General features: G+C 61.1%; 15 protein-coding genes. 6 read left to right on the top strand and 9 right to left on the bottom strand.

From position 1 onward, the window contains the following. Nucleotides 1-24 precede the first annotated feature (24 nt). Nucleotides 25-732, bottom strand: coding sequence for a L,D-transpeptidase family protein (locus tag HNQ65_RS07085; protein WP_184338802.1), 708 nt, complete (start codon nucleotides 730-732; stop codon nucleotides 25-27). 250 nt (nucleotides 733-982) lie between these two features. Here HNQ65_RS07085 and HNQ65_RS07080 point away from each other — a divergent pair, with 250 nt between their 5' ends. Next, complete coding sequence (locus HNQ65_RS07080) at nucleotides 983-1612, top strand: hypothetical protein (RefSeq protein WP_184338801.1); 630 nt, start codon at nucleotides 983-985, stop codon at nucleotides 1610-1612. A gap of 13 nt (nucleotides 1613-1625) precedes the next feature. Here HNQ65_RS07080 and HNQ65_RS07075 read toward each other — a convergent pair whose 3' ends face one another. The 3 genes from HNQ65_RS07075 to HNQ65_RS07065 form a co-directional block, all read right to left on the bottom strand. After that, nucleotides 1626-2003, bottom strand: coding sequence for a zinc-ribbon domain containing protein (locus tag HNQ65_RS07075; protein WP_184338800.1), 378 nt, complete (start codon nucleotides 2001-2003; stop codon nucleotides 1626-1628). 12 nt (nucleotides 2004-2015) lie between these two features. Further along, on the bottom strand, nucleotides 2016-3389 hold the full coding sequence (locus HNQ65_RS07070) for an alkaline phosphatase family protein (protein ID WP_184338799.1): 1374 nt from the start codon (nucleotides 3387-3389) through the stop codon (nucleotides 2016-2018). Between the two features lie 96 nt (nucleotides 3390-3485). Further along, nucleotides 3486-4853 (bottom strand): outer membrane protein assembly factor BamB family protein, encoded by a 1368-nt coding sequence (locus HNQ65_RS07065; protein ID WP_184338798.1) that lies wholly within the window; start codon nucleotides 4851-4853, stop codon nucleotides 3486-3488. Between the two features lie 69 nt (nucleotides 4854-4922). Here HNQ65_RS07065 and HNQ65_RS07060 point away from each other — a divergent pair, with 69 nt between their 5' ends. The 3 genes from HNQ65_RS07060 to HNQ65_RS26640 all read left to right on the top strand — a co-directional run bounded on the left by HNQ65_RS07060 (nucleotide 4923) and on the right by HNQ65_RS26640 (nucleotide 11474). Beyond that, nucleotides 4923-5993, top strand: coding sequence for a hypothetical protein (locus tag HNQ65_RS07060; protein WP_184338797.1), 1071 nt, complete (start codon nucleotides 4923-4925; stop codon nucleotides 5991-5993). Beyond that, on the top strand, nucleotides 5990-6838 hold the full coding sequence (locus HNQ65_RS07055) for a phytoene/squalene synthase family protein (protein ID WP_184338796.1): 849 nt from the start codon (nucleotides 5990-5992) through the stop codon (nucleotides 6836-6838). The genes HNQ65_RS07060 and HNQ65_RS07055 overlap by 4 nt, the downstream gene beginning before the upstream one ends. A 100-nt stretch (nucleotides 6839-6938) precedes the next feature. Beyond that, nucleotides 6939-11474, top strand: a complete 4536-nt coding sequence (locus tag HNQ65_RS26640; RefSeq protein ID WP_246437739.1) for a DUF7133 domain-containing protein — start codon at nucleotides 6939-6941, stop codon at nucleotides 11472-11474. Between the two features lie 147 nt (nucleotides 11475-11621). Here the strand turns inward: HNQ65_RS26640 and HNQ65_RS07040 are convergent, their stop codons facing one another. From HNQ65_RS07040 to HNQ65_RS07025, 4 genes are all read right to left on the bottom strand, one after another. Beyond that, nucleotides 11622-13031 carry a DUF1501 domain-containing protein gene (locus tag HNQ65_RS07040; protein ID WP_221306069.1) on the bottom strand — a complete coding sequence of 470 codons (1410 nt, stop codon included), beginning with the start codon at nucleotides 13029-13031 and terminating at the stop codon, nucleotides 11622-11624. Beyond that, nucleotides 13028-16114, bottom strand: a complete 3087-nt coding sequence (locus tag HNQ65_RS07035) for a DUF1553 domain-containing protein (RefSeq protein ID WP_184338795.1) — start codon at nucleotides 16112-16114, stop codon at nucleotides 13028-13030. Before HNQ65_RS07035 ends, HNQ65_RS07040 begins: the two co-directional genes overlap by 4 nt. Before the next feature lie 60 nt (nucleotides 16115-16174). Beyond that, a complete protein-coding gene (locus tag HNQ65_RS07030) occupies nucleotides 16175-17587 on the bottom strand; it encodes a DUF1501 domain-containing protein (RefSeq protein WP_184338794.1) in 1413 nt (470 codons plus the stop codon). A 98-nt stretch (nucleotides 17588-17685) separates the two neighbouring features. Continuing rightward, nucleotides 17686-18669: a malate dehydrogenase gene (locus HNQ65_RS07025; RefSeq protein ID WP_184338793.1), complete on the bottom strand. Its 984-nt coding sequence runs from the start codon at nucleotides 18667-18669 to the stop codon at nucleotides 17686-17688. A 130-nt stretch (nucleotides 18670-18799) separates the two neighbouring features. On the opposite strand from HNQ65_RS07025, the gene HNQ65_RS07020 reads away from it, so the two are divergent. Then, on the top strand, nucleotides 18800-21376 hold the full coding sequence (locus tag HNQ65_RS07020) for an Amuc_1098 family type IV pilus outer membrane protein (RefSeq protein WP_184338792.1): 2577 nt from the start codon (nucleotides 18800-18802) through the stop codon (nucleotides 21374-21376). A gap of 5 nt (nucleotides 21377-21381) precedes the next feature. Here HNQ65_RS07020 and HNQ65_RS07015 read toward each other — a convergent pair whose 3' ends face one another. Next, nucleotides 21382-21687: a 4a-hydroxytetrahydrobiopterin dehydratase gene (locus HNQ65_RS07015; RefSeq protein WP_184338791.1), complete on the bottom strand. Its 306-nt coding sequence runs from the start codon at nucleotides 21685-21687 to the stop codon at nucleotides 21382-21384. A 98-nt stretch (nucleotides 21688-21785) separates the two neighbouring features. Here HNQ65_RS07015 and lepA point away from each other — a divergent pair, with 98 nt between their 5' ends. Next, the gene (gene lepA / locus HNQ65_RS07010; protein WP_184338790.1) at nucleotides 21786-23582 is read left to right on the top strand and encodes a translation elongation factor 4; all 1797 of its coding nucleotides are present in this window, start codon (nucleotides 21786-21788) and stop codon (nucleotides 23580-23582) included. The last annotated feature ends 108 nt before the right edge of the window (nucleotides 23583-23690 follow it).

The raw sequence follows: 23690 nt of genomic DNA, 5'->3' as shown, positions 1-23690 counted from the left end.
CGACCGCTGCGTCTAAAAATTCAATCAAGGCAACCCCCACGCGCCGCGCAGGGCGGCGTAGTCGGCTTTGGGCAGGAGAACGTAGTGCGGAGAGGCAGATGGGTCCAGCCAGCGGAGCAGACGGGTCAGGTCTCCCTCGGCCATGGTAGTGCAGCCGGCGCTGGGTTTGTCCGGGCCGCGGCGTACGTGGAAAAAGATGGCGCTGCCATAGCCCGGTGCCGATGGGTTTTGATTGTGCCGGATTTCCAGCATCCATTTGTAGGCGGCATCTCCGAGCCGCATTTTTTGTTTTTCAAACCACGGCGGGATGCCCTGGCTGGGATCGATGCGGATGTGGCGGTTGTAATACTGCGGGAGAGTGGAGTCGTCCACATAAGCGTCCCAAGGGCCTACCTGGATGTAGGGCCAGCGGGCTCCGCCGGGCGGGGTGGGGGCGTAGCCAAAGAGGGAGCCGAGCTGGAAGACACCCGCAGGGGCCCGCCAGTCTTTTTCCACCTTGGGCGGGATGCCGTTCTGGGGCGGTGAAAACACACCACGGCCCCAGGCCAGCCCTTTTTTCCCCAGCAGCACTGGGATGGGTTTTTCAAACACCGCCTGCCAGGGAGCCCCGGCAGAGGCGCGCTGATAGCACTGCATGGTGGCGGTGTGGGCGTCCCAGGAAGGGGCCTGGCTGACGATGACCTGGCGCACGGCGCGGCCTAGTTGCGCGTGAGACTCCGAGGACAAAAGCATGAAAATCCCGATGGCCAGCACTGTGTTTAGGAGCGTCTTTTTTCGATGGAAAACTTTTTGGTATTGCATGGCGAAGCTGTTTCCGAATATATTCAATAAATCAACCCTGCCGGGTTAATTGGATTCAGGTTTTGGGGGTTTTTTTCCTGAGCTCCGAGTTCCGGCAGGGTTGTTTTTTTTGCCTCGACGAAGACTTCCCATGAATCTCGTGCATTGATTCGCGTCCAAGGGCGTTCTAATGATCCCGCCCATGAACTTTCGGTGCTTTTCAGCCATCCTTCTCGGAACCGCAGCCTGCCTGACTCTTTCCTCCTGCGGCAATTCTTCGGTCATCAGCCTCGACTACATCCCGCAGCCCGGACTCATGGTGCGCGGAGATCCTGACTTTGCGGTGGGCCAGTTCAAGGACAAGCGCGGTCAAAAGCCCCAGACGCTGGGTCATGTGCGCCTGCCCATAGGCCCCAAGGTGGACACCATCCAGACGCGCCTGCCGGTCAGCGATGTGGTGCGAAATGCCTTTGCCTACGCCCTTGAGGCACGTGGCATGTTGGCTACGGATGTGAAGGGGCACTATGTCCTGACGGGAGAAATCCAGGACCTGCGCTCCCAGCTTCTGGTGCACCCGTATGGCTACGCACGCATCCGTGTGAATGTGGTGGAGGCTGTCTCAGGCCGCGTGCTCTACTCCCGTGTGTATGAGGGGGAACGCCAGAGCAATGCCTACCGCCCCGGCAGCGGCTCGCCCGTGCCCCTGCTACGAGACCTGACCTCCCGCGCCCTTCAGGATGCCGTGGACCGCGCTCTGGATGACACCACCATGCGTCAGCGCCTGGGCACCAGTGCCACAGACCGCCCGCGCTACACGCCGGGAATGCTGTAAAAAGCAGTCGATCTCATAAGGGCGTGTGCCCTGACTCGGCTCTGGCATGGAGCTTCCTTGCCAGCTCCTTCTGTCGGCATTCGTAGCAGCGTTTCGGTTTCTTGTAAGGCGATGCCTTTGTAATTTCGAAATACTGCCGCTGCGAGTCAGCAGACCAAAGCTCAGGCTTGCCGCAGTCAGTGCAGACAAAACGGATGTCTATGTAACAAGCCGCAGGTATAACTCTGTTGGCCCTCTGCGCGATATCCGGGTCGATGGGAATCGCGTCCTCGGGAATTTCAGAGGCATCTTGGATCAAGCCGAGTTCGATCAGCCTTCGAATGCGCCGTTGCCGTTCGTTCAACGTTTTGCGCTGCCGTTGATTGGACTGTTTATTGCCAGCGCTCTTCATGAGTGGCCAGGATCATTTCGCCAGCGCCTCGTCCAGCACGCGGCCATCGGCACCGGGGAAGGGGATGCCGAGGAGCCTGGCCATCGTGGGGGTGACGTCGATGTTTTTGATCTCGTCGACCACCTTGCCCTGCTGCACGCCTGCACCGCTGATGACAAAGCCGCCGTAGAGATTGGCGTCCAGCTGGAAGTGGCCGTGCGCGCCTTTGGGAGGATCATTCGGGATGATGACGTCGTTGTCGGCGAGGGAGTCGGTGAAGGTGTAGCCGTCGGCGGCCAGCAGCACGAGGTCGGGCTCGCGGCCATCCTTGGCGGCGGTGATGTGGTGCAGCTTGGAATCAAAGTCCTTGGCCTCGACCACGCCCTGCACGCCTTCGAGTTTTGCGAGCGTTGGCGTGATCTGCTTGAGAATGGTGGCGCGGTTGGCGTCATCCAACACGTAGACAAAACAAGCGCCGCCTTCGGCCATGGCAAAGACCTGGGAGTCGGGCGCGAGGCTCTTGCCCAGCACACTTTTGACAAAGCCGTCTTTTTTCAGCGCGGCGTTGGCATTGATGGATTTGGTGAAGGTGACGAAGCCGTGATCGGTGGTGATGATGAAGGTGGTCTTGTCGCGGATGCCTGCCTCTTCGGTGGCACGTACGAGGTCGGCCACGCGGTTGTCGGAATCATTGGCGGCCCAGTAGGCCTCGGGGACCTGGCGGCCATTGGAGTGTTCGAAGGAGTCGAGGCTCACAAGGTGGATGGCGAGGAAGTTGGGCTTGTGCTTTTTGATGATGAGCTGGGCGAGCTGCGAGTACATGTAGTCGCGCTGAGCCTTGCCGGGGTTGCCCAGCTTGCACCACTCGGCTTGCTTTTCGATGGGGATGCCAGCAGCGCGTGCATCTTCCAGCAGGGAGGGGCTGCCGTATTTTTCAAAGAGCTCCTGATCGCCCACATCCGGCACGGTCCAGTCGAGGGTCTTGGCTCCGCGGGAGGCGGGCCAGATGACGCCTGCGGTGGTCAGGCCGGCGGCCTTGGCGGCATCGTAGATGGTGGGGGATTTGACGATTTCGTCCTTGTTGAAAATGGGATCGGGAATGAGCGGCACCTTTTTCCGGGTGGCGCGGTCAAAGTATTCGTTGGCCAGCACGCCATGCTTGGCCGGATGCACGCCTGTGACGAGCGTGGTGTGGTTGGTCCACGTGACGGTAGGGAATGAGCACTCCATGCGCTTGGCCCTCACGCCTTTGGCCGCCAGAGCCTTCACTGTGGGCATGTGGCATTTGGGATCATCAAAGTAATGATGCGCCCAGCCGTCGATGCTGACAAGGATGACGTGTTCGGTAGGAGCTGCGTGGACGAGCGTCGTGGCAGCAGCGAGCAGGGCGAGTGTGCGATGGAGCATATGGGAATGAGCTGAAAATGGAGGGCGGGCATCCATGCCGTGGAGGAATGAGATGCCCGCCGGATCATGGCGATGCGCCTGGAAAATCTGCCGGAATCAAGGAGCCGCCTGCACCTTCTTGCCGATGCAGAAGAGCTTGTCCTGGGAGCGGATGAAGAGGCAGCCGTCGGAGACGGAGACACTGGCGCGCACGCTGGCGGCGTTGCCGTTGGGCTTGGTGCCGTTGCCCATCTCGTTTACAGAGAGCAGTTCGAATTTGTCGGTGTTGGCCTTGGCCACATAGACTTCGCCCCAGAAGTTGATGCAGTAGACCTTGTCGTCCACCACGGTGGGGCTGCTTTCAAACTTGGTCTTGCCGCCGAGTTCACCGCTCCACAGGACCTTGCCGGTCTTGGGTTCCAGGCAGCTGAGGACCTTCTTGCCGCCGTCGAGCACGTAGAACTTGCCCTTGTAGAAGGCGGGGGTGGGCACGTCGCTGGTCACGCCCTTGGGCTCGGTCTGCCAGAGGGGCTTGGTTTCGCCTTTGGCATCCAGAGGCAAGGCAAAGACGGGAGAGTTTTTCGGAGCGCATACGATGGCCACGCCATCGCCCACCACAGGGGAGGGGACGAGGCGGAAGAACTTGTTGTAGCCTTCGCCGGGAGGATTCCAGGTGGCAATGCGGGAGAACTCCTTGCCGGTGGCGGCGTCATGGATCGTGAGGGTGTCACCACCGGAGATGAGCATGAGGCGCTGGCCTTTGTAGGTGGTGAAGACGGGGCTGCTGAAAGCTTCCAGAGATTCGGTGTTGGCCAGGCTGGGGCGGATGTGCTTCCAGAGGTCTTTGCCGGTGGTGGGATCCACGGCCAGGATGTAGCTGCTCATGTCCTTGCCGGGTGTGCCCTTGTCAAACTTGCCCTGGAACTGGAAGGCTTCGTTGCGCTGGAGCACCTGGATGTAGAGCTTGCCGCCGTCGAGTGCTGGGCTGCTGCCATAGGTCCACTGGGTGGCAAAAGCGCCGTGCGTTTCCTTGAAGTCGCGCTTCCAGAGGATCTTGCCATTGAAGTCGCAGGCGGCAGCGATGGCATTGGCAAAGAGGAAGTACACGCGGTCGCCGTCCGTCACGGCGGAGGGGCTGGCGAGATTGCTCTTATCATCCCACTGCACCTCTGAGCCCTCGCTGATGGTGGTGCGCCATTTTTCCTTTCCGGTCTGCTTGTCATAGCAGAGGGCCACGAGCTTCTGCTCGGCAGCGACGGGGGCGGTGATGAAAATATTGTCTCCCCACACGACAGGCACGGAGGCGGCGATGCCGGGGACATCGGCGGCCCAGCGCACGCCCTCGGTAGCGCTGAATTTTTCCGGCAGGCCGGTCTCAGGGGAGGAGCCGTCCTGGCTGGGGCCGCGCCAGCTGGGCCAGTTTTCGGCGAGGGCGGCGGAGGAGAGGAACAGGCAGGCGAGCAGGAGCGCGGCGGGTGATTTCATGGCGGAAGGGAGAGAAGCGAATACGTGCTGGCATGTCGAGATGTTTTCGCAAATTGATGGCTGCTCCGCGTGAACCTCTCCCTCTGGCAATCGACCGCGCTCTCCCTCCTCGGCTTTGCCGCGGGGCTGGCGCTGCATCTGCGCTGGCACCCGCTGCGCAGACACCTGTCGGATGCGTGGGATCTGCTGCGGCTGCGCCCGGTGCTGGTGCTGCTGGCGGCCACAGCCATGCTGCTGGCGGCGCTGTGCAGCCCAGCGCGTGCGCCTTATGCGCTGGAGCAGCTCACGGACTGGCAGGAGGTCATCCGCCCGCTGGCGCTTGCGGCGGTGGCTCACATGGCAGTGCTGCCACACGAGGCGGTGCCAGCATGGCCGCTGGCGGGTGTGGCGCCGGTGCTCCTGGTCTTTCTCACCCTGCGCATCTGGCGCTGGCCCTACCGCTACGGGGAGCGCCGGCCGGGCTCAGAGCAAAAGTTTGCACTGCTGGCCGCCACGCTGGCAGGTTTTGTGTGGCTGGGGCTGGAGGCTCGCGGGCTGCGGCTCATGCTGCCAGAGAGAGTGGAGATGCTGCGGCTGGGGCTGCGCTATGTCTTCACCGCGCTGGCCGCCGCCAGCGTGCAGGTGTGGCTGGTGCGCTACGTCATGGCCTGGGAAAAGCCGCAGGCCATCGATGCTGGCGGAGATGCGGCGGCGGCGCTGGAGCACGCCTTTGCCCGCTGGCAGGGCGTGGCGTGGCTGGCGGCCTTTGATCTGCTGTGGATGAGCTGGCGCTGGTGGCAGATGAGCACGCCGCAGAGCATCGGCGCGTGGGGCTGGGTGGAGCTGCTGCTTTTTGCGGCGCTGCCCGTGGCTGTGGCGGCGGTTTTCGGCTCCTTCTGGCAGCAGGGGGCGGCGGCGCTGCGGGTGCTGGGGCGCTGCGCTGTGCCGCTGCTGATGCTGGGAGTCACGGCGCTGGCCTTCTTTATCCTGGGTGCCTACGTGGTGGAAATGGCGCACGCGCTGTGCGGAGATTCGCAAATCTGGCGTATCCTCGGCCTGCCGCTGGGTGCATTGGTGCTTGCCATGCTGGATTGCTGGCTATTGCTAGCGGCTCTACTCATCATGCTGCGCCTCGGCTTTTCACGTTCTACTTCCGCATGACCAGCGGCACGCTCTCTACAGACCAGATCGTGCGGCGGGCGAAGTCGAACCTGGCTTTTGCGCTCGCCTGCCTGCCCAAGGAACGCCGCCGGGACATGATCTCCTTTTATGCCTTCTGCCGAGTGGTGGATGACATCGCGGATGATCCGGAGGCCTCGCCTGCGGACAAGGAGCGCGAGCTGGCGCACTGGAAGCGCTGTGTGGAGGCGGGACAGCCGCCCGGGCACCCTGTGCTGGACGAGGCGGTGCTGCTGCCAAAGAAGTATGACTTTCCCCGTGCCTGGCTGGGAGAGATCATTGACGGCGTGGCCAGCGACATCACCAAGACGCGCTACGAGACCTTTGAGGAGCTGCTGGGCTACTGCTACAAAGTGGCCAGCGTGGTCGGCCTCGTGAGCATTGAGATCTTTGGCCATCAAAACCCGGCCACCAAGGACTACGCCATCAATCTGGGCTACGCCCTGCAGTTTACCAACATCATCCGCGACGTGGGGCAGGACGCCCGCGAGACCGGGCGCATTTACCTGCCGCGTGCGGAGCTGCGGAAGTTTGGCGTGCTGGAGAGCGAGATCATGGACGCCCGCCCCAGCGAGCGCTTCATTAAGATGATGGACTTCCAGTACAAGCGCGCACGCGGCTACTATGAGGCCGCGCAAAAGTGCCTGCCGCCGGAGGACCGCAAAAGCATGGTGGCCTCCGAGATCATGGGGGCTATCTACTCGCGCATCCTGGAGAAGCTCAAACGCGAGCGCTACCCCGTCTTCACCAAACGCGCCCGGCTGAGCAAGCTGCACAAGGTGTGGATCCTCGCCAGCCACTTGATCAAGGCGCGATTTGGGAAGTGAAGTAGTCCAGTCTCACCGCAACTAGGCAACTTGGTTCACATAGTACTTTTCTGATAGAAACCCCGCCTTTTGTGCGGCTACTGCTTTCCCCCTCTTCTCCATGCGTCCCCTAGCACTCCTGCTCCTCCTCTCGACGGCCATTCTCGGCCATGCTGAAACCAAGCCTCTCAAGGCCCTGCTTGTGGCCGGTGGCTGCTGCCATGATTACGCCAAGCAGCATGTCATCCTCAGCCAGGGCATCCAGGCGCGGGCAAATGTTCAGGTGGATGTGGTGTGGACGGACGACAAATCGGTGACACCGCCGCTGCCGCTTTACGACAACCCCGACTGGGCCAAGGGCTACGACATCATCATTCACGATGAGTGCGCCGCCGGCGTGAAGGACATGGCGCTGGTGAAGCGCATCCTGGATGTGCACCAGACCATTCCCGCCGTGCACCTGCACTGCGCCATGCACAGCTTCCGCACCGGCACGGACGTGTGGTTCAAGCACCTCGGCATCCAGTCCGCCTCGCACGGTCCGCAGGAGCCCATCGCCATCACCTTCGTGGACAAGGAGCACCCCATCACCAAGCCGCTCGCCGACTGGACCACGATCAAGGAGGAGCTCTACAACAACGTGAACATCTTCGACGGCCATCCGCTGGCCATGGGCAAGCAGGTCGTCAAAGGCAAGGACGTGGACTACGTGGTGGCCTGGACGAATGAGAAGGTGGGCGCGCGCAGCTTCAGTACCACCATCGGCCACAACAACGACACCGTGGCGGATGACCGCTACCTCGACCTCGTGACACGCGGCCTGCTCTGGGCCATGGACAAGCTCACGCCGGAATACCTCACGCCCTTCAAGGGACAAAACAAGATCACCTTTGTGCCTGCCAAGCCCGTGGAAGCTCCCAAGCCGCCCGTGCTGCCCAAGGATGGACTGCCCGTGAAGGCCAGCGCCAGCAGCGAGGAAAAAGGCAAGGGCAACTATGCCTGGAAAGCTGTGGACGGCGACGATAACACCCGCTGGTGCGCCAACAACCCCAACTACCCGCAGTGGCTCCAGCTTGAGCTGGAAAAACCGCAAGCGCTCACCGGCATCCAGACCGTGTGGGAAAACGCCGGTGTGTATCAGTTTAAAGTCGAAGGCAGCAGCGATGGCAAAACCTGGAGCACGCTGGTGGATGGCAGCAGCAACGCCAACAAGGCTCCCTACACCAACGAGTTCGCCAAGGTGGAAGGCATCCGCTTTGTGAAGATCCACGCGCTGGGCAAGACCAGCGGCGGCTGGGCGAGCATCCGCGAGGTGCGTCTGCAAGGCCCTGGCATCAAGGCCGTGGCTCCGAAACTCAGCGCCGAGCAGAAGAAGGAATACGACAAAGCCAGCGATCCGCTGAAGGACGCGGGCAATGTGACGCCGAAGATCGTGAAGCTCACGCCGGAGCAGGAGGCCGCCATCCTGAAGGATGTGAAGGTGGCTGACGGCTTTGAGGTCTCCCTCTTTGCACCGCCACAGTCGGCGAACTACCCCGTCTTCATCGCCGCCGCCCCGGATGGCACGCTGTATGTGAGCAGCGATGGCAACGGCTCGCTGGGCCGCAATCCGCACCGTGGCCGCATTCTGCGCCTGAAGGATCACGATGGCGACGGCCGCGCCGATGAGGTGAAGGAATTCGTCAAAGACGTGGATGCTCCGCGTGGCCTCGTGTGGGACAAGGACCGCCTCTACCTCGTGCATCCGCCGCACCTCAGCGCCTACATCGACAAGGATGGCGACGGCGTGGCCGATGAGGAAAAGGTGCTGGTGAAAAACATCGCGTTTGGTTACAAAGACCGCCCCGCCGACCACACCACCAACGGCCTCAGCCTCGGCATCGACGGCTGGCTCTACATCGCCGGTGGCGACTTCGGTTTCATGGACGCCGAAGGCACCGACGGCAGGCATTTGCAGCATCGCGGCGGCGGCGTCATCCGCGTGCGCCCAGACGGCACCGGTTTGGAAATCTACAGCACCGGCACGCGCAACATTCTCGAAGTCGCCATCAGCCCGCTGATGGACATCTTTGCCCGTGACAACACCAACGACGGCGGCGGCTGGAACGTGCGCTTCCACCACTTCACCGGCCTCGATGACCACGGCTACCCGCGCCTCTACAAAAACTTCAATGACGAGTGCATCCAGCCCCTCGCCGACTACGGCGGCGGCAGCGGCTGCGGTGCCGTGTACATCGACGAACCCGGCTTCGGCCAGTGGAACAATGCCCCCTTCACCTGCGACTGGGGCACCGGTGCCCTCTGGCATCATCAGGTGAAGCCCAAAGGCGCGACCTTTGAGGAAACCCGCCCTCCTGAGCCTTTCATCAAAATGACCCGCCCCACCGACGCCGATGTCGATGGCAACAGCCGCGTCTATTGCGCGAGCTGGAAAGGCGCGACGTTCAACTGGGAAGGCCCCGATGTCGGCTACATCGTGCAGGTGCGTCCGAAAGGATTTAAGCCTGAGCCGCTGCCGGATTTTGCGAAGGCGAGTGATGCGGAGTTGGTGAAAGCGCTGGAGTCACCAAGCCATCGCCGCAGGCTGGATGCGCAGAGGGAGTTGGTGCGGAGGCTTTCTTCAAAAAGAAGGCTGCGTGGAGGTCGAGAATTTCAGGAATCATCATTTACTAAACTCATCAAGCATGAGCTGAATGAGTCATTAACCCTACCCAATAGGGCGGCGGCTTTGTATGGGCTGGAGTGCCTTGGATTCGACGAAAACGATTTGGCTCTTCATGTTCATCATCAAAATGCCCAGGCTCAGAGCATCAAAGATCTCGTTCCGCTTCTTGCAAAAGCATTGGCTGTCCAACCTCCGCATCGAGTGCCTGTTGAGAGGGTGATGCCGAGGCATAAAGAGATTCATTATTGCCCTGAATTTGCAGGTCCCAGGGAGTGGCCTTCTGATGGAATTCAATTGCGCTTGGCGGCGGCAAGGAAACTCGGCGCTGGGCTGGTTTTGCCAGAATACGCTACAAAAGTTTTGATCGGAGCGTTTAGTGATTCTGATCTCATCGTTCAGCACACTGTCGCAAACGCTACGGCTTGTGCCTCTCTTAACTTTGACGGTAAGAGTGTGACTGTTAATTGCTCAGATACGACCTACAACGGAGGGAAAAATGCTTTGGCCCTTAATGCCCTGGAAGCATTTGATGCATTGTCTTCGAGGCCAGATCACGCCGCTAACTGCTTGCGTGCTTTGATGCGTATCCACACCCCCGAAGTCGTCACCGGCCTCATTGAGCGCCTGGGCAAAGCCACCGATCCCGCATTGCGCCATGGCATCCTCTCCGCACTTTGCCGCCTGCATTTCCATGAGGGCGAATGGAAGGGCGATTCTTGGGGCACGCGCCCGGACACACGCGGGCCGTATTACCAGCCCGAGCCATGGAGCGAGACGCCGAAGATCGCAGCGGCGCTGAAGGACGCGCTAGCGAAGGCTTCGCCGGAAGAGGCAGCGTTTTTGGTGAAGGAGATGAACCGCAACCGCATCCAGTCGAATGATGCGCTGGAGCGCATTCTCGTGCTGGCGAAACAGGATGCGAAGGTGATCCCGGATGCGGTGGCGCAGCTCGCCACGGCGGAGACGATTCCTGCCGATGCCATCCCGCTGCTGATCACTGCGGCCAACAGCAAGGATCTCGACCCGCAGAGCGCCGCAGCCACGCTGGCGAATACGCTGACGGCCATCGCCAAGACCGACAACGCGGACGCCTGGATGGCTGCGCTGAATGCACTGATCACGCTGGATGCCCAGCAGGGCTCCGGCAAGGAGCAGGAGGCGGGCAGGACGGCCTTCCTCAATGCCGCGAAGCTGGAGAACGTGCATCAGGCCTTTGAAGCCGAAGCCGCCAAGGTGGGCACGCCCACCGCCGCCTGGGCGGAGGCCGCACTGCTGAGCCTCGCCGCACGCAAGACCGGCAGCCCTGAAGCGCGCGAGATGTCGCAGAAGGCGCTCGATGCCGGATGGGCGGATGCGAAGCGCCGCTTCCAGATCATCAACACCGCCGTGAAGATCAAGAGCCACGTCATGGATGACAAAATCCTCGCCGCCATCTCCGACAGTGACCCTCGCGTAGTCAATGCCGCACAGAACGCCGTGAAGAACCTCAAGCTTGTGGCCAAAGGCCAGGACAAGACTCCGAAGGTCGGCGCACTCAAACCCGAAGACGCGCTCACCGCCGTGCTCAAGACCAAGGGAGACATCGCCATCGGCGAGCAGATCTTCACCAAGGCCACCTGCGTGGCCTGCCACACCACCAAGGAGACAGAGGCGCAGAAGGGGCCGTATCTCGGCAACATCGCGCAGACCTACAAACGCCCTGAGCTGGCCCAAAACATCCTCGATCCGAACAAGACGATCGCGCAGGGATTTGCCAGCGAAGTGATCACGCTCAAAGACGGCACGCAGCAGATGGGCTTCATCACCCTGGAGTCCGCCGACAACGTAAAGATGCGGAATGTTGCCTCCCAGGAGTTCACCTTTGCTGTGAAGGACATCAAGAGCCGCCAGCGCCTGCCCATCTCCATCATGCCGCCCGGCCTGATGACGAACTTCAGTGTTTATGAGTTCGCCAGCCTGCTGGATTACCTGGAGTCATTGGCGAAGAAGTAGGCGGCAGCAAAGTAGCCTTGTTGCTGTGCAACAAGGTTGGGCTCCGCTGCGCACATGGCTTACGGTGGTTCCATACGTTGGTGCTTGCATCGCCCTCCCCTGTTCCGCAGGAACAGGGCTACTTTGAGACGAATTTGGAAATTCGTTTTACGCCAGCAGTCCCTTCAGCACGCGCCCATGCACATCCGTGAGGCGGAAGTCACGGCCTTCGGCGCGGTAGGTGAGGCGTTCGTGATCGATGCCGAGCTGGTGCAGGAGGGTGGCGTTGAGATCGTGCACATGCACAGGATCGCGGGCCACGTTGAAGCAGAAGTCGTCCGTCTCGCCGTATTGCAGGCCGGGCTTCACACCGCCACCGGCCAGCCACATCGTGAAGCAGCGGCCGTGGTGGTCGCGGCCGTAGTTGGTGGGCTCCAGCTTGCCCTGGGAGAAGGTGGTGCGGCCAAACTCACCGCCCCAGATGATGAGCGTGTCGTCCAGCAGGCCGCGCTGCTTGAGGTCGGTGATGAGGGCGGCGCAGGGCTGGTCGATGTCGCCGCACTGCAGGCGGAGGTCGCTGGGCAGATTGTAGTGCTGGTCCCAGCCGCGATGGTAGAGCTGGATGAAGCGCACACCGCTCTCCGCCATGCGGCGCGCGAGGAGGCAATTCGCCGCAAAGCTGCCGGGCACGCGAGACTGCGGGCCGTAGGCCTCGAAGGTGGCGGCGCTCTCGTCTTTGAGGCTGCTCAGGTCCGGCACGCTGCTCTGCATGCGGTAGGCCATTTCATACTGTGAGATGCGCGTCTCGATTTCGGGATCAAGCTGCTGGGCGAGCTGTTTGCGATTGAGCGCCTGGATGACGTCCAGCTCGTCCCGCCGTGTGGCGGCGCTGAGGCCGGGAGGATTGGAGAGATAGAGCACGGGATCGCCGCTGCTGCGGAAGCTCACGCCCTGATGATTGGAAGGCAGAAAGCCCGAGCCCCAGAGACGCGCATAGAGCGGGTCCGCAGGACGCGCAGCGCTGCCACGGGAGATGAGCACCACAAAGGCGGGCAGGCTGGCATTCTCGCTGCCGAGGCCGTAGCTGGCCCACGCGCCAAAGCTGGGCCGCCCGGGCTGCTGGTGGCCGGTCTGTAGCAGCGTCACGCCCGGATCATGATTGATGGCCTCCGTATGCATGGAGCGGATGATGCACATCTCATCGGCCACGCGGCCCATGTGCGGCAGCAGCTCGCTCATCCACGCGCCGGACTGGCCGTGCTGCTGAAAGCGGAACATGGATGCGGTGACGGGTTTGCTCTTCTGCCCGCTGGTCATGCCGGTGAGGCGCTGATCTCCCAGCACGGAGGCCGGGAACTCCTGGCCGTGCAGTTTTTGCAGCCCGGGCTTGTGATCAAACAGATCCAGCTGTGACGGCCCGCCGTGCATGAAGAGGTAGATCACACGCTTGGCCTTCGGCGCGAAATGCGGCGCGGTCAGCGCCCGTCCCTCACCGAGCAGTGAGGCCAGCGCGGCGGTGCCGATGCCTGCGGAGGCACGGCCAAAAAGCTGGCGGCGGGTCATCTGGGCGGCGTTCATCGGCGGGAGATGGTTTCGTCGAGGTTGAAGAGCGTGTGCAGCGTCACCGTCCACGCGGCCAGCTCGGCGGGGGCGAGGTTGTGGCCTTGTGTGGAAGCACCTACGGCGAGCAATTTCGTAGCGGCATCCGGCTCGGCTGCAAAGCGGGTGCGCTGTCGGCTCAGCAGGCCGCTCAGGAGCTTGATCTCCTCCGCATCCGGCATGCGGCACAGCACGCGGCGGAAGGCGAGGGCCAGCCTGTCATTCTCGGCCCCGCGCTGCGTCAGCGTCCAAGCGGCCAGGGCGCGTGCGGCCTCGATGTAGGTTTCGTCATTGAGCAGCACGAGGGATTGCAGCGGTGTGTTGGTGCGTGCACGGCGCACGGTGCATTTTTCACGCGTGGGTCCGTCAAAGGTGAGCAGGGCAGGGGGAGGCGACTGGCGTTTCCAGAAGGTGTAGAGACTGCGCCGCCACAAGCCGTCATCGGTATCGGGAGTGTAGGTTTCCTCGCCGTTGTAGGACACGGCTTCCCACAGACCTGGCGGCTGGTAGGGCTTCACACTTTGGCCACCGATCTTGGGTGCCAGCAGGCCGGACACGGCGAGCGCCTGATCCCGCACCATCTCGGCGCTGAGGCGGAAGGAGGGGCCGCGTGCCAGCAGGCGGTTGGTGGGATCGTGTGCGGAGAACTGAGAACTTTGCCGATACGTCGCGCTCATCACCATGAGCTTGAGCATCGCCTTCACATTCCAGCCGCTCTGCATGAAGCGCACGGCCAGCCAGTCGAGCAGCTCGGGATGGCTGGGGGCCTCTCCCTGCGAGCCGAAGTCATTCACGCTGCGCACGATGCCCTCGCCAAAACACTGCATCCACAGCCGGTTCACGGCCACGCGTGCGGTGAGAGGATTGTCTTTTGCGACGAGCCAGCGTGCAAAGCCAAGACGGTTGGGCGGGGCGTCCTGCGGCCATTTGGAAAGCGATGCCGGCACTCCGGGCTGCACCTCCTCGGCAGGGTGATCGTACTGCCCGCGTGTGAGCAGGTGTGCCGTGCGCGGCTTGGGCAGCTCTTCCATCACCAGTGTGGTGGGGATGCTCTCGCGCAGTTTGACTTCCGCTGCCTTCGCGGCATTCAGACGCTGGTGCGCGGCGCGTGTAGGCGCATCGGCATGATGCTCCACAAACCAATCCTGCAGCAGCGCGGTGTCGGCGGCGCTGCGTTTGGCAGACGGAGTGGCGGCGATGCCGCGCGAGCGCTCGCTCCAGAACCATGACTGCACCGTCTCCGGTGCCACGCTCTGCTGCAGCAGGCGCAGCTCATCGAGCTGACCGTAGAAGCCGAGTCCTGTGTCCCTCCTGCCGATGCGCAGGGGCTCGCCGCACTGCGTGGAGCCCTTCAGCGTATCGTTCATGATTTTGGTCGCGGCTGGCTGGCCGTCGATGAAGACGCGCATGCCATCAGCACGTCGGCTGCCATCATGAGTGACTACCAGATGATGCCATTTCTTGCCGGTGGCGGGTTCCTGCGTCACAAGCTCGATGGCATCCGTGCCCCACTGGCTGACGAGGTTGATCTGAAAGCGCCCTTTTTGCCAGACGATCTCAAGCCCACGGCGGCGACCTTCGGGCTCGATCTTGGAGAGCACGCCGCTGAGAGATGTGTCCGCCATGAGCCAGATGCCCACAGTCCAGGCGGCGTCTGTGTCAAAAGAGCCCTCCCACTCCGCGTGCTGCGTGGCGTCAAACTTGGCCGACTGGCCGAGGATGCCGCTCTGAAACACCAAGCTGGTGCCAAAGTGTCTGGTGGGGATGTCTCCATCGAAGGAGAAATGCGCGACGAGCTTGTCCGCAGGCGAGGGCGGTTGCGTGGAGGTGGCAGTTTTTTCCCACTCGGTGATCTGCGTGTGGAGCGCGGCGTTTAAGGGCTTGAAGGCTGCTTCTGCCTGCTGTGCCGCTGCGGTCAGTTGCTTCAGTTCCTGCTCCTGAGCTTGCGAGGGGACGCTGAGCAGCGGTGGTGGGTTGTCGCTTTTGATGAGGCCGGATTCGGGCACGTTGTTGAAGAAGGAGAAGAGCTGGTAAAATTCCCGCTGCGTGATGGGATCATACTTGTGATCATGGCAGCGCGCGCAGCCGATGGTGAGGCCCAGCCAGGTGGTGCCCGTGGTTTCCAGGCGGTCGGCCACATACTCCACGCGGTACTCTTCATCGATGATACCGCTCTCGTTGTTGGCCATGTGGTTGCGGTTGAAACCAGTGGCGATGCGCTGTGCCGTGGTGGCATTCGGCAGCAGATCGCCAGCAAGCTGCTCGATGGTGAACTGGTCAAAGGGCAGGTTGCGGTTGTAGGCATTGATGACCCAGTCTCGCCAGGGCCAGAGGCTGCGCGTTTTGTCGCCAAAGTAGCCGTTCGTATCCGCGTAGCGTGCAGCGTCGAGCCACTCCACGGCCATGCGTTCGCCATAGTGTTTCGAGGCCAGCAGGCGGTCCACGGCATGCTCATAGGCCTGCGGACTCTTGTCGGCTAAAAAGGCATCCATTTCCTCCAGCGTGGGTGGCAGGCCGGTGAGGTCCAGGCTCACGCGACGTAGCAGAGTCTCGGACGTAGCCTCGGGGCTGGGGGAGAGGGGTTCCTTCTCAAGACGGGCGAGGATAAAAAGGTCGATCTCATTACGCGGCCATGCTTCGTCATGCACCTCCGGCGGTGCGGTGCTTTGGGGAGGGATCAAAGACCAATGCGCTTCGTATTCCGCACCTTGCGCAATCCACCTTTGCAGCGTGTGCTTTTCCTCCTCCGAAAGCGAGAGCTTGGAATCCGGCGGCGGCATGAGGTCATCCTCATCCGACGTGAGGATGCGCTGCATTAGCACACTCGCCTCCGGCTTGCCGGGCACGATGGCCTGTGTGTCCTTGCGCTTGGCGGTGGCGGCTTCACGTTGATCCAGGTGGAGATCTCCCTTGCGTCCCTTTTCATCAAAGCCGTGGCAGCGGAAGCATTTGTTGGAGAGGATGGGGCGGATGTCTCGGTTGAAGCGCAGTTTTGCTTCTGCCGCCGGGGAGATGCCCTCTCCGCTCACGAGCATCAAGATCGTGAAGGGGATGAAAAGCATGCGACAGTGGCCCATGAGAGAAACACGCCCCTCGGCTGCCGTTTTATCAGCGGCCGTTGCCTACGCGATCACTTCCTTCACCACGTGGCCGTGCACATCCGTCAGTCGGAAGTCGCGGCCGGCGTGGCGGAAGGTGAGCTTTTCGTGGTCGAGGCCGAGCTGGTGCAGGATGGTGGCGTGCAGGTCGTGCATGTGGACTTTGTCGTCCACGGCCATGTGGCCGATGTCGTCGGTCACGCCATGGGCAAAGCCGGGCTTGAAGCCGCCGCCGGCCACCCAGACGGTGAAGCCCAGCGGATTGTGGTCGCGGCCGGTGCCGTTTTTCTCGGCATAGGGAGTACGGCCAAATTCACCGCCCCACCAGACGATGGTGTCTTCGAGAAGGCCGCGTTGTTTGAGATCGTAGAGAAGTCCGGCGATGGGTTTATCGACTGCGGCGGCGTGGTCGCCGTGCTTGGGCAGGTTGGAGTGCTGGTCCCAGGCGGGGTTGTTAGAGTTGTCCCCGTAGTTCACCTGGATGTAGCGCACACCCTGTTCGGCCATGCGGCGGGCCATGAGGCACTGGCGGCCGAAGTTGTCGGTGGGCTTCTCGTTGATTCCGTAGAGCTTCAGAGTGGCCTCGGATTCGCCGCTGATGTCCATGGCACCGGGGGCGTTGTTCTGCATGCGCCACGCCAGTTCGTAGCTGCGGATCACGGCGTCGATGTCTGTGTCTCCGGGCATGGCATGAGCGGCCTGCTCGGCATTGAGTGCGCTGAGCAGTCCGAACTGCTTGCGCTGCTGCTCGGGCGTCCAGATGGCGTTGGTGATGTTCTTGATCGTGGATTCTTTGGCAGGCATGCCGCTTCGGCCCACTGGGGTGCCTTGGAAAACGGCAGGCAGGAAGGCGTTGCCATAATTGCGCGGGCCGCCATTCCCCAGGCTGGGGCTGATGGTCATGAAGCCGGGCAGGTTTTCATTCTCCGCGCCGAGACCGTACATCACCCAGGAGCCCATGCTGGGGCGGATGTTGCTGGTGGTGCCGGTGTGCATGAAAAGGGTGGCCGGGCCGTGCGCCACGCCCTCGGTGTGCATGCCGTGCAGGAAGCAGAGGTCGTCCACATGCTGGTTGATGTGGGGGAAGAGATTGGAGGCCCAGCGTCCGGATTCGCCATGCTGCTTGAAGTTCCACAGCGGCTTCATCACTCGCTGCAGCGCGCCCTTGCCGGTCTTGGCGATGGAACGGGAATCCGCCACCTCGATGATCTTGCCGTCGTCTTTAAAGAGGCGCGGCTTGTAGTCATACGAGTCCACATGGCTCACGCCGCCCTGCATGAAGAGGAAAATGACGCGTTTGGCCTTGGGCTGATGGTGAGGCTTTTTGATCGCGAGCGGATTGGCCAGCGCCGCCTGGCTCTGAGCCATGGCCTGCCAGGCCAGGTAGCCAAAGCCACAGCCTGTCGTCTGGAGGAAAGCGCGCCGGGAAGAGAACATGCTGCCTAAACGTGGGCAGGGACGGAGATTCTTCACGCGGGCACAAAAAAGCGGCACCCGTGTAGGTGCCGCTTCGTGATAGCTCTGGTGCCAGCCTATTACAGCATCGAGGCCACAAAGGAGCGCTCATCGACGAGCTCCTTGTTGGTGGCGGCGATCTTGGACTTGGCGAAGTCGTCCATCTCATAGCTGGTGATGACTTCGTAGCTGCCCGGGGTGGTGGTCTTCACCGGCATGCCGGCCCAGACTTCAGGATCAAAACCGTAGAGTCCGTTGCTCTTCACGGCCACGGAGTGGATGGCACCCGGAGTAACGAGGGAGCGGACATGGTCCACAAGGGCGTTGGCGGCAGAGGCGGCGGAAGAAGCGCCACGGGCGGCGATGATCGCTGCGCCACGCTTGCCGACGGTTTCCAGGAAGGGGCCTTCCAGCCAGGCCTGGTCGTTGATGACGCCAGCGGCAGGCTTGCCACCGATGGTGGCATGGGCAAAGGAGGGGAACATCGTGGGGCTGTGGTTGCCATATATGAAGATGTCCTTCACTTCCGTGAGGTCCACGCCTGCCTTCTGGGCCAGCTGGGTCTGGGCGCGGTTCTGGTCCAGGCGCACCATGGCGGTGAAACGGTCCGGAGTCAGGCGCTTGGCCTGGGAGGCGGCGATCATGCAGTTGGTGTTGGCGGGGTTGCCCACCACGGCCACGCGAGCGTCATCGGCAGCCACGGCGTCGATGATCTTGCCCTGCTCGATGAAAATTTTGCCGTTGTCCTTGAGCAGGTCGGCGCGCTCCATGCCGGGGCCGCGGGGCTTGGCACCCACGAGCAGGCACCAGTTGGCGTCCTTGAAGCCCACGCTGGCGTCGGAGGTCTGCACGATGCCCTTGAGCAGGGGGAAGGCGCAGTCGTCCAGCTCCATGGCCACACCGGCGAGGGCTGCCATCGGCTTTTCAAAAGGGGCCTCGATGAGTTGGAGGATCACCGGCTGGTCCGGTCCAAACATGGCGCCGGAGGCGATACGAAAGAGGAGAGCGTAACCGATTTGACCGGCGGCGCCGGTGACTGCGACTTTGATGGGGGCTTTGGCCATGGATTTCTGAGGATGGAGCCGCCACCAGAGCAAGATGCGGCGGGAGGGCAACCCCGGTCTGAGATTCATGGCAGAAAATGCTTGGGCGTGGGGCGGAGTCCTGTTATAAAATTGAAATTTACCCATATAGATGCTTCTGCAGCCCTTCCCGAAACGCCCTGAACCCACGTCACTCCGCCGTCTGCTGACCCGCAGTACGGCTGCCTGCTTGATGACCGTTCTTGGTGGCCATGCAGTCCTGCCAGTCCAGGCGCAGTCAGTTTCCGCCATGGCCCAGGCCGAGGCCCGCCGCCGTGCCATTCAGGTCAACAAGCTCAACGACGACATTGAGCGCGGCTACCAGCTGATCGACCAGGGAAAAGCCGCCGAAGCGCTGGCTCTCTTCTCCCAGACCTACAAGGACATTCCCAATATCCCGATGGCTCAGGAATCACGAGCCGCTGCCCGCAATGGCTATGTGGTGGCCGGTTGTCTGCAGGCCCAGGTGCTGGCCTCCAAAGGGAACACCGCTGGCGCTATCAAGCTGCTCGACGAACTTCTCGCTCCAGAGGTGGCTCCTAAGGATGCCCGGGTGACCGTGCTGAAGCAGCGCCTCGAAGACCCGGACCGCTTCCCGCCCGCTCTGACCGCCGAGCACGTGGACAGGGTGGGGGCAGTGCAGACTCTGCTCCTCAAGGCCAACTCCTTTCTCGAACTGGGAGATTACGACAAGGCGATCACCACTTTTCAGGACGTCCTGAGAATCGATCCCTATAACAGCGCCGCCCGTCGAGGCATGGAAAATGCCGAAAGGGGGAAGCAGAGCTACTACAAGTCAGCCTTTGACCACCAGCGCTCCAAGATGCTGAGTGATCTTGCGCAGAGTTGGGAGGACCCCGTACCGCTGACAGACATGGACCGCAGTGCTCTGTTTGGTGCTAGCGCTGAATCACTCCGAAACAAGAAAAGCGGTAGTGAGATCATTCGCGATAAACTGCGGAAAATCATTCTTCCCAAGGTAGATTTCTCCGGAGTGACTCTGGATGAAGTGGTGGAATTGCTCAGGGTCCGCAGCCGTGATTTGGACGATGAAGGTAGGGGTATTAGTTTCATCATCAGCGCACCGCCAGAGTCGCGTGGCAAGACGATCAGCCTGAATCTTAGCAGTGTGCCCCTCGAAGAAGTGCTTCGGTATGTTGGAGAGATGTGCGGTGTTACATACAAGGTGGATGATCATGCGGTCATTTTTGTGTCCCTGTCCGAGCGCAATGGAGCGCTGATCTCCCGCTCATTCCGAGTGCCGCCAGATTTTATTCAAAACGCCCCTGCGACAGATGCCGGACCGGCTGCCGGAGGCGCTGCCGACCCGTTTGCGGCTGACAAGCCAGCTGCTGGAGGCGGGCTGGTCGTGCGCAGAATGGGTGCGCGCGAGTTTCTTGAGGGACGTGGTGTCACCTTCCCGGAAGGGGCCAGCGCCAGCTACAACGCGGCCAGCAACACGCTGGTCGTGCGCAATACGCTCCCGAATATGGAGATTATTGAGATGGTCGTGGAGCAGGCGACCAAGGCCGCTCCCAAAATGGCTGTGATTCATGTTCGAATGCTGGAGGTAAACCAGACCAATCTGGAGGAACTGGGCTATGACTGGCTTATGGGGGCTGCGAGCTTGAATGGCAAGGTGTACTCAGGTGGCGGCACCGCAGGTAATGGCACCGCGTTTAATGCAGCCAACTACCCTTTCACCTCGCCAGCTGTTAATCCTGGATACACTGTTAATGGCCAGCAGGTCTTCCCTGCAACACCCGTCGCCGCTGCTCTAGCTGGCCCGCTGCCCCTCGGCACCAACACTGCATTCCCTTATGCAGGCGGACCTGTTACTTCTGGGCTACGGACCGGAAGCTATGCTGTGGCAGGAGATTCGATTGATAATCTGCTCAAGACAGGCTCGGCTACCGCCACGCCGACTGTGGCACCTGGAGTTCTATCCCTCGCGGGGGTGTTTACAAATCCCCAGTTTCAGTCGGTTCTACGTGGGCTGTCACAGAAAAAGGGAGTGGATGTCAATTCTTCTCCCAGCGTGACCACCAAAACTGGCCTCAAGGCCACAGTCGAAGTTACTCAAGAGTTCATTTATCCAACGGAATTTGATCCTCCTCGTCTGCCTCAGCTTTCGCGTCGTTCTAGTGGCGGTCAGATGATTGCCACTCCTACGACGCCGACAGCTTTTGAAATGCGCAAGACGGGCGTTCAGGTGGAGGTTGAGCCTGTCATCTCAGAAGATGGCCGCACTGTGGAGCTGACCATAGCGCCAGAGCTCACTGAATTTGAAGGCTTTGTGAACTATGGTTCACCCATTTTTTCGCCGGCAAGTCTGGACGTGCTGCCCGTTCAGGCGGGAACAGTCTCGGGGTATGTTCCTCTCAGTTCTCCTGATGAGCTGATCACTCCAAACAAAATCCTGCAGCCCATTTTCAAAACACAAAAAGTGGTTACAGGCGTCAAAGTTTATGATGGAGCGACAGTGGTACTCGGCGGAGTCATAATCGACAAACACAATCTGGTGGAAGACAAAGTCCCTGTGCTTGGAGATCTTCCCTTTGTGGGGCGATTCTTCAGGAGCAACACCAAACAGAAGGAGAGCAAAAACGTGATCATTTTTGTCACGGTGGATGTGGTTGATCCTTCAGGGCGGAAAGTCAATCGTGACACCGCCGCGGTGACTCAATGAGGCTGTCAGGTCTGCCTCTCAGAGGCGGACGGGACTGTCTGAATTTGCCGCGCCAGCTCAAAATCCAGCTCAGTGATGCCACCTGCGCTGTGGGTGCTCAGCCGGACTGTCACCCTACGCCATCTGGCTATGAGATCAGGATGGTGATTCATGGCCTCCGCCAGCAGAGCCACCCGACGCACGAATTCAATGCCGTCCAAATACCTGGAAAAGCGGAACTCCCGCATCAGTTCCTGTCCCTCAACCTGCCAGCCGGGCAGGGTGGCCAGGTGGTGCTGAATGGCCTCAGCGTTTAAAAGTTCCCGTTTCATGAGAGAGCCTGCTGCGGGTAAATGCGGCCTGCAAGTATCGGAATTGCATTCCTCCCGGCTCTGGATTAGATACCTACCCCCCTCGACACCCCAGCTGAATGTCCATTTCCCGCACCCGCAATTTCTCCATCATCGCCCATATTGACCATGGGAAGACCACGCTTTCCGACCGTCTGCTGGAGTTCACCCAGACCATCACCGTGCGGCAGCAGCAGGATCAGCTTCTGGATGCGATGGATCTCGAACGTGAGCGTGGCATCACCATCAAGGCGCACCCGGTGTGCATGCAGTACAAGGCCAAAGATGGGCAGATCTACAAGCTTAACCTCTTGGACACGCCCGGGCATGTGGATTTCAGCTACGAGGTGAGCCGCTCCCTGGCCGCCTGTGAGGGGGCTCTGCTGCTCATCGACGCCAGCCAGGGCGTGGAGGCCCAGACCGTGGCCAATCTGAATCTGGCGCTGCAGCAGGACCTGCACGTCATCCCTGTCATCAACAAAGTCGATCTTCCCAGCGCGGACATCGAAAAATGCAAACGGCAGCTTGAGGACATTCTGCAGCTTCCCTCTGACGAGGCTGTGCCCGCCAGCGCCAAGATGGGCATTGGAATCCAGGACATACTCGAAGCCATCGTGGCCTACGTCCCACCGCCCAAGGATCCCGGAGACGGCTACCTGCGTGCCTCCGTGTTTGACTCCGTGTTTGATGCCTATCGTGGTGTGGTGAGCTATGTGCGTGTCATGAGCGGCACCATCGTGCGCGGGCAGAAGATCCGCATGATGTCCACCGGGCTGGACTACGAAATCAAGGACGTGGGCATCTTCCGCCCGAAGATGACGACCTGCGAGAAACTGGAGGCAGGAGATGTGGGCTACCTCATCGCCAACGTGAAATCGACTGCAGATGTGAAGATCGGGGACACGATCACCGAAACCAAGCGTCCCTCTCCAGAGCCGCTGCCTGGCTTCAAGGAAATCCATCCTCTCGTCTTCAGCGGCATTTATCCCGTCAGCACGGACGACTTTGAGGCGCTGAAGCTCGCCGTCGGCAAGCTGCAGATCAATGACGCCGCCTTCACCTTCATGGCAGAGAGTTCCGCCGCGCTGGGATTTGGCTTCCGCTGCGGCTTCCTGGGCCTGCTGCACATGGAGATCGTGCAGGAGCGCCTGCGCCGTGAGTTCGACATGGACGTCATTTCCACTTACCCGTCTGTGATCTATGAGGTGCGCAAGACCGACGGCACCGAGATGGAGGTGGACAATCCATGCTTCCTGCCCTCCGCGCAGGAGATTGATGAGATTCGCGAGCCGATGGTGAAGGTAAATATCATGATCCCGAATGAGCACATTGGCGACATGATGCAGCTTGTGATGGACAAGCGTGGTGTGGTCAACAACACCGAGACGCTGGATGACCGCCGCGTGCTGCTGCACACCGTGCTGCCGCTCAATGAAATCCTCGTCGATTTCAACGATAAGCTCAAGTCCATCACCCGCGGCTACGGCAGCATGGACTACGAGCACGCTGGCTACGAAGCCGCCGAACTCGTGAAGATGGACATCCTCATTGCCGGAGATCCCGTGGATGCTTTCTCCTGCATCGTGCACCGCAGCAAGGCCGAAAGCCGCGGACGCCAGCTCTGCGCCAAGCTCAAGGAGGTCATCCCGCAGCAGCTCTTCGTCGTCGCTATTCAGGCCGCCATCGGGGGCAAGATCATTGCCCGTGAAAGCATCAGCGCCCTGCGCAAAGACGTGACCGCCAAGTGCTACGGCGGTGACATCTCCCGTAAGCGCAAGCTCCTCGACAAGCAGAAGGAAGGTAAGAAAAAGATGAAGGCCATCGGCAAGGTGAACATCCCGCAAGAGGCGTTCATCGAGGTGTTGAAGACGAATTGACCTGCACCCTTGACCCAGGTCTTTTCGTCCTAGGGGCTCCAATGACGGCTTTTACCCGAGTCTGGAGCAGGGCTGTCTCTTGTCGTTGCATTTTTGTGCTATTTTACG

The organism is Prosthecobacter vanneervenii, assembly GCF_014203095.1.
Lineage (GTDB): Bacteria > Verrucomicrobiota > Verrucomicrobiia > Verrucomicrobiales > Verrucomicrobiaceae > Prosthecobacter > Prosthecobacter vanneervenii.
The sequence above is the reverse complement of the archived record's forward strand: the minus strand, read 5'-3'. Positions and strand labels throughout refer to the sequence as shown.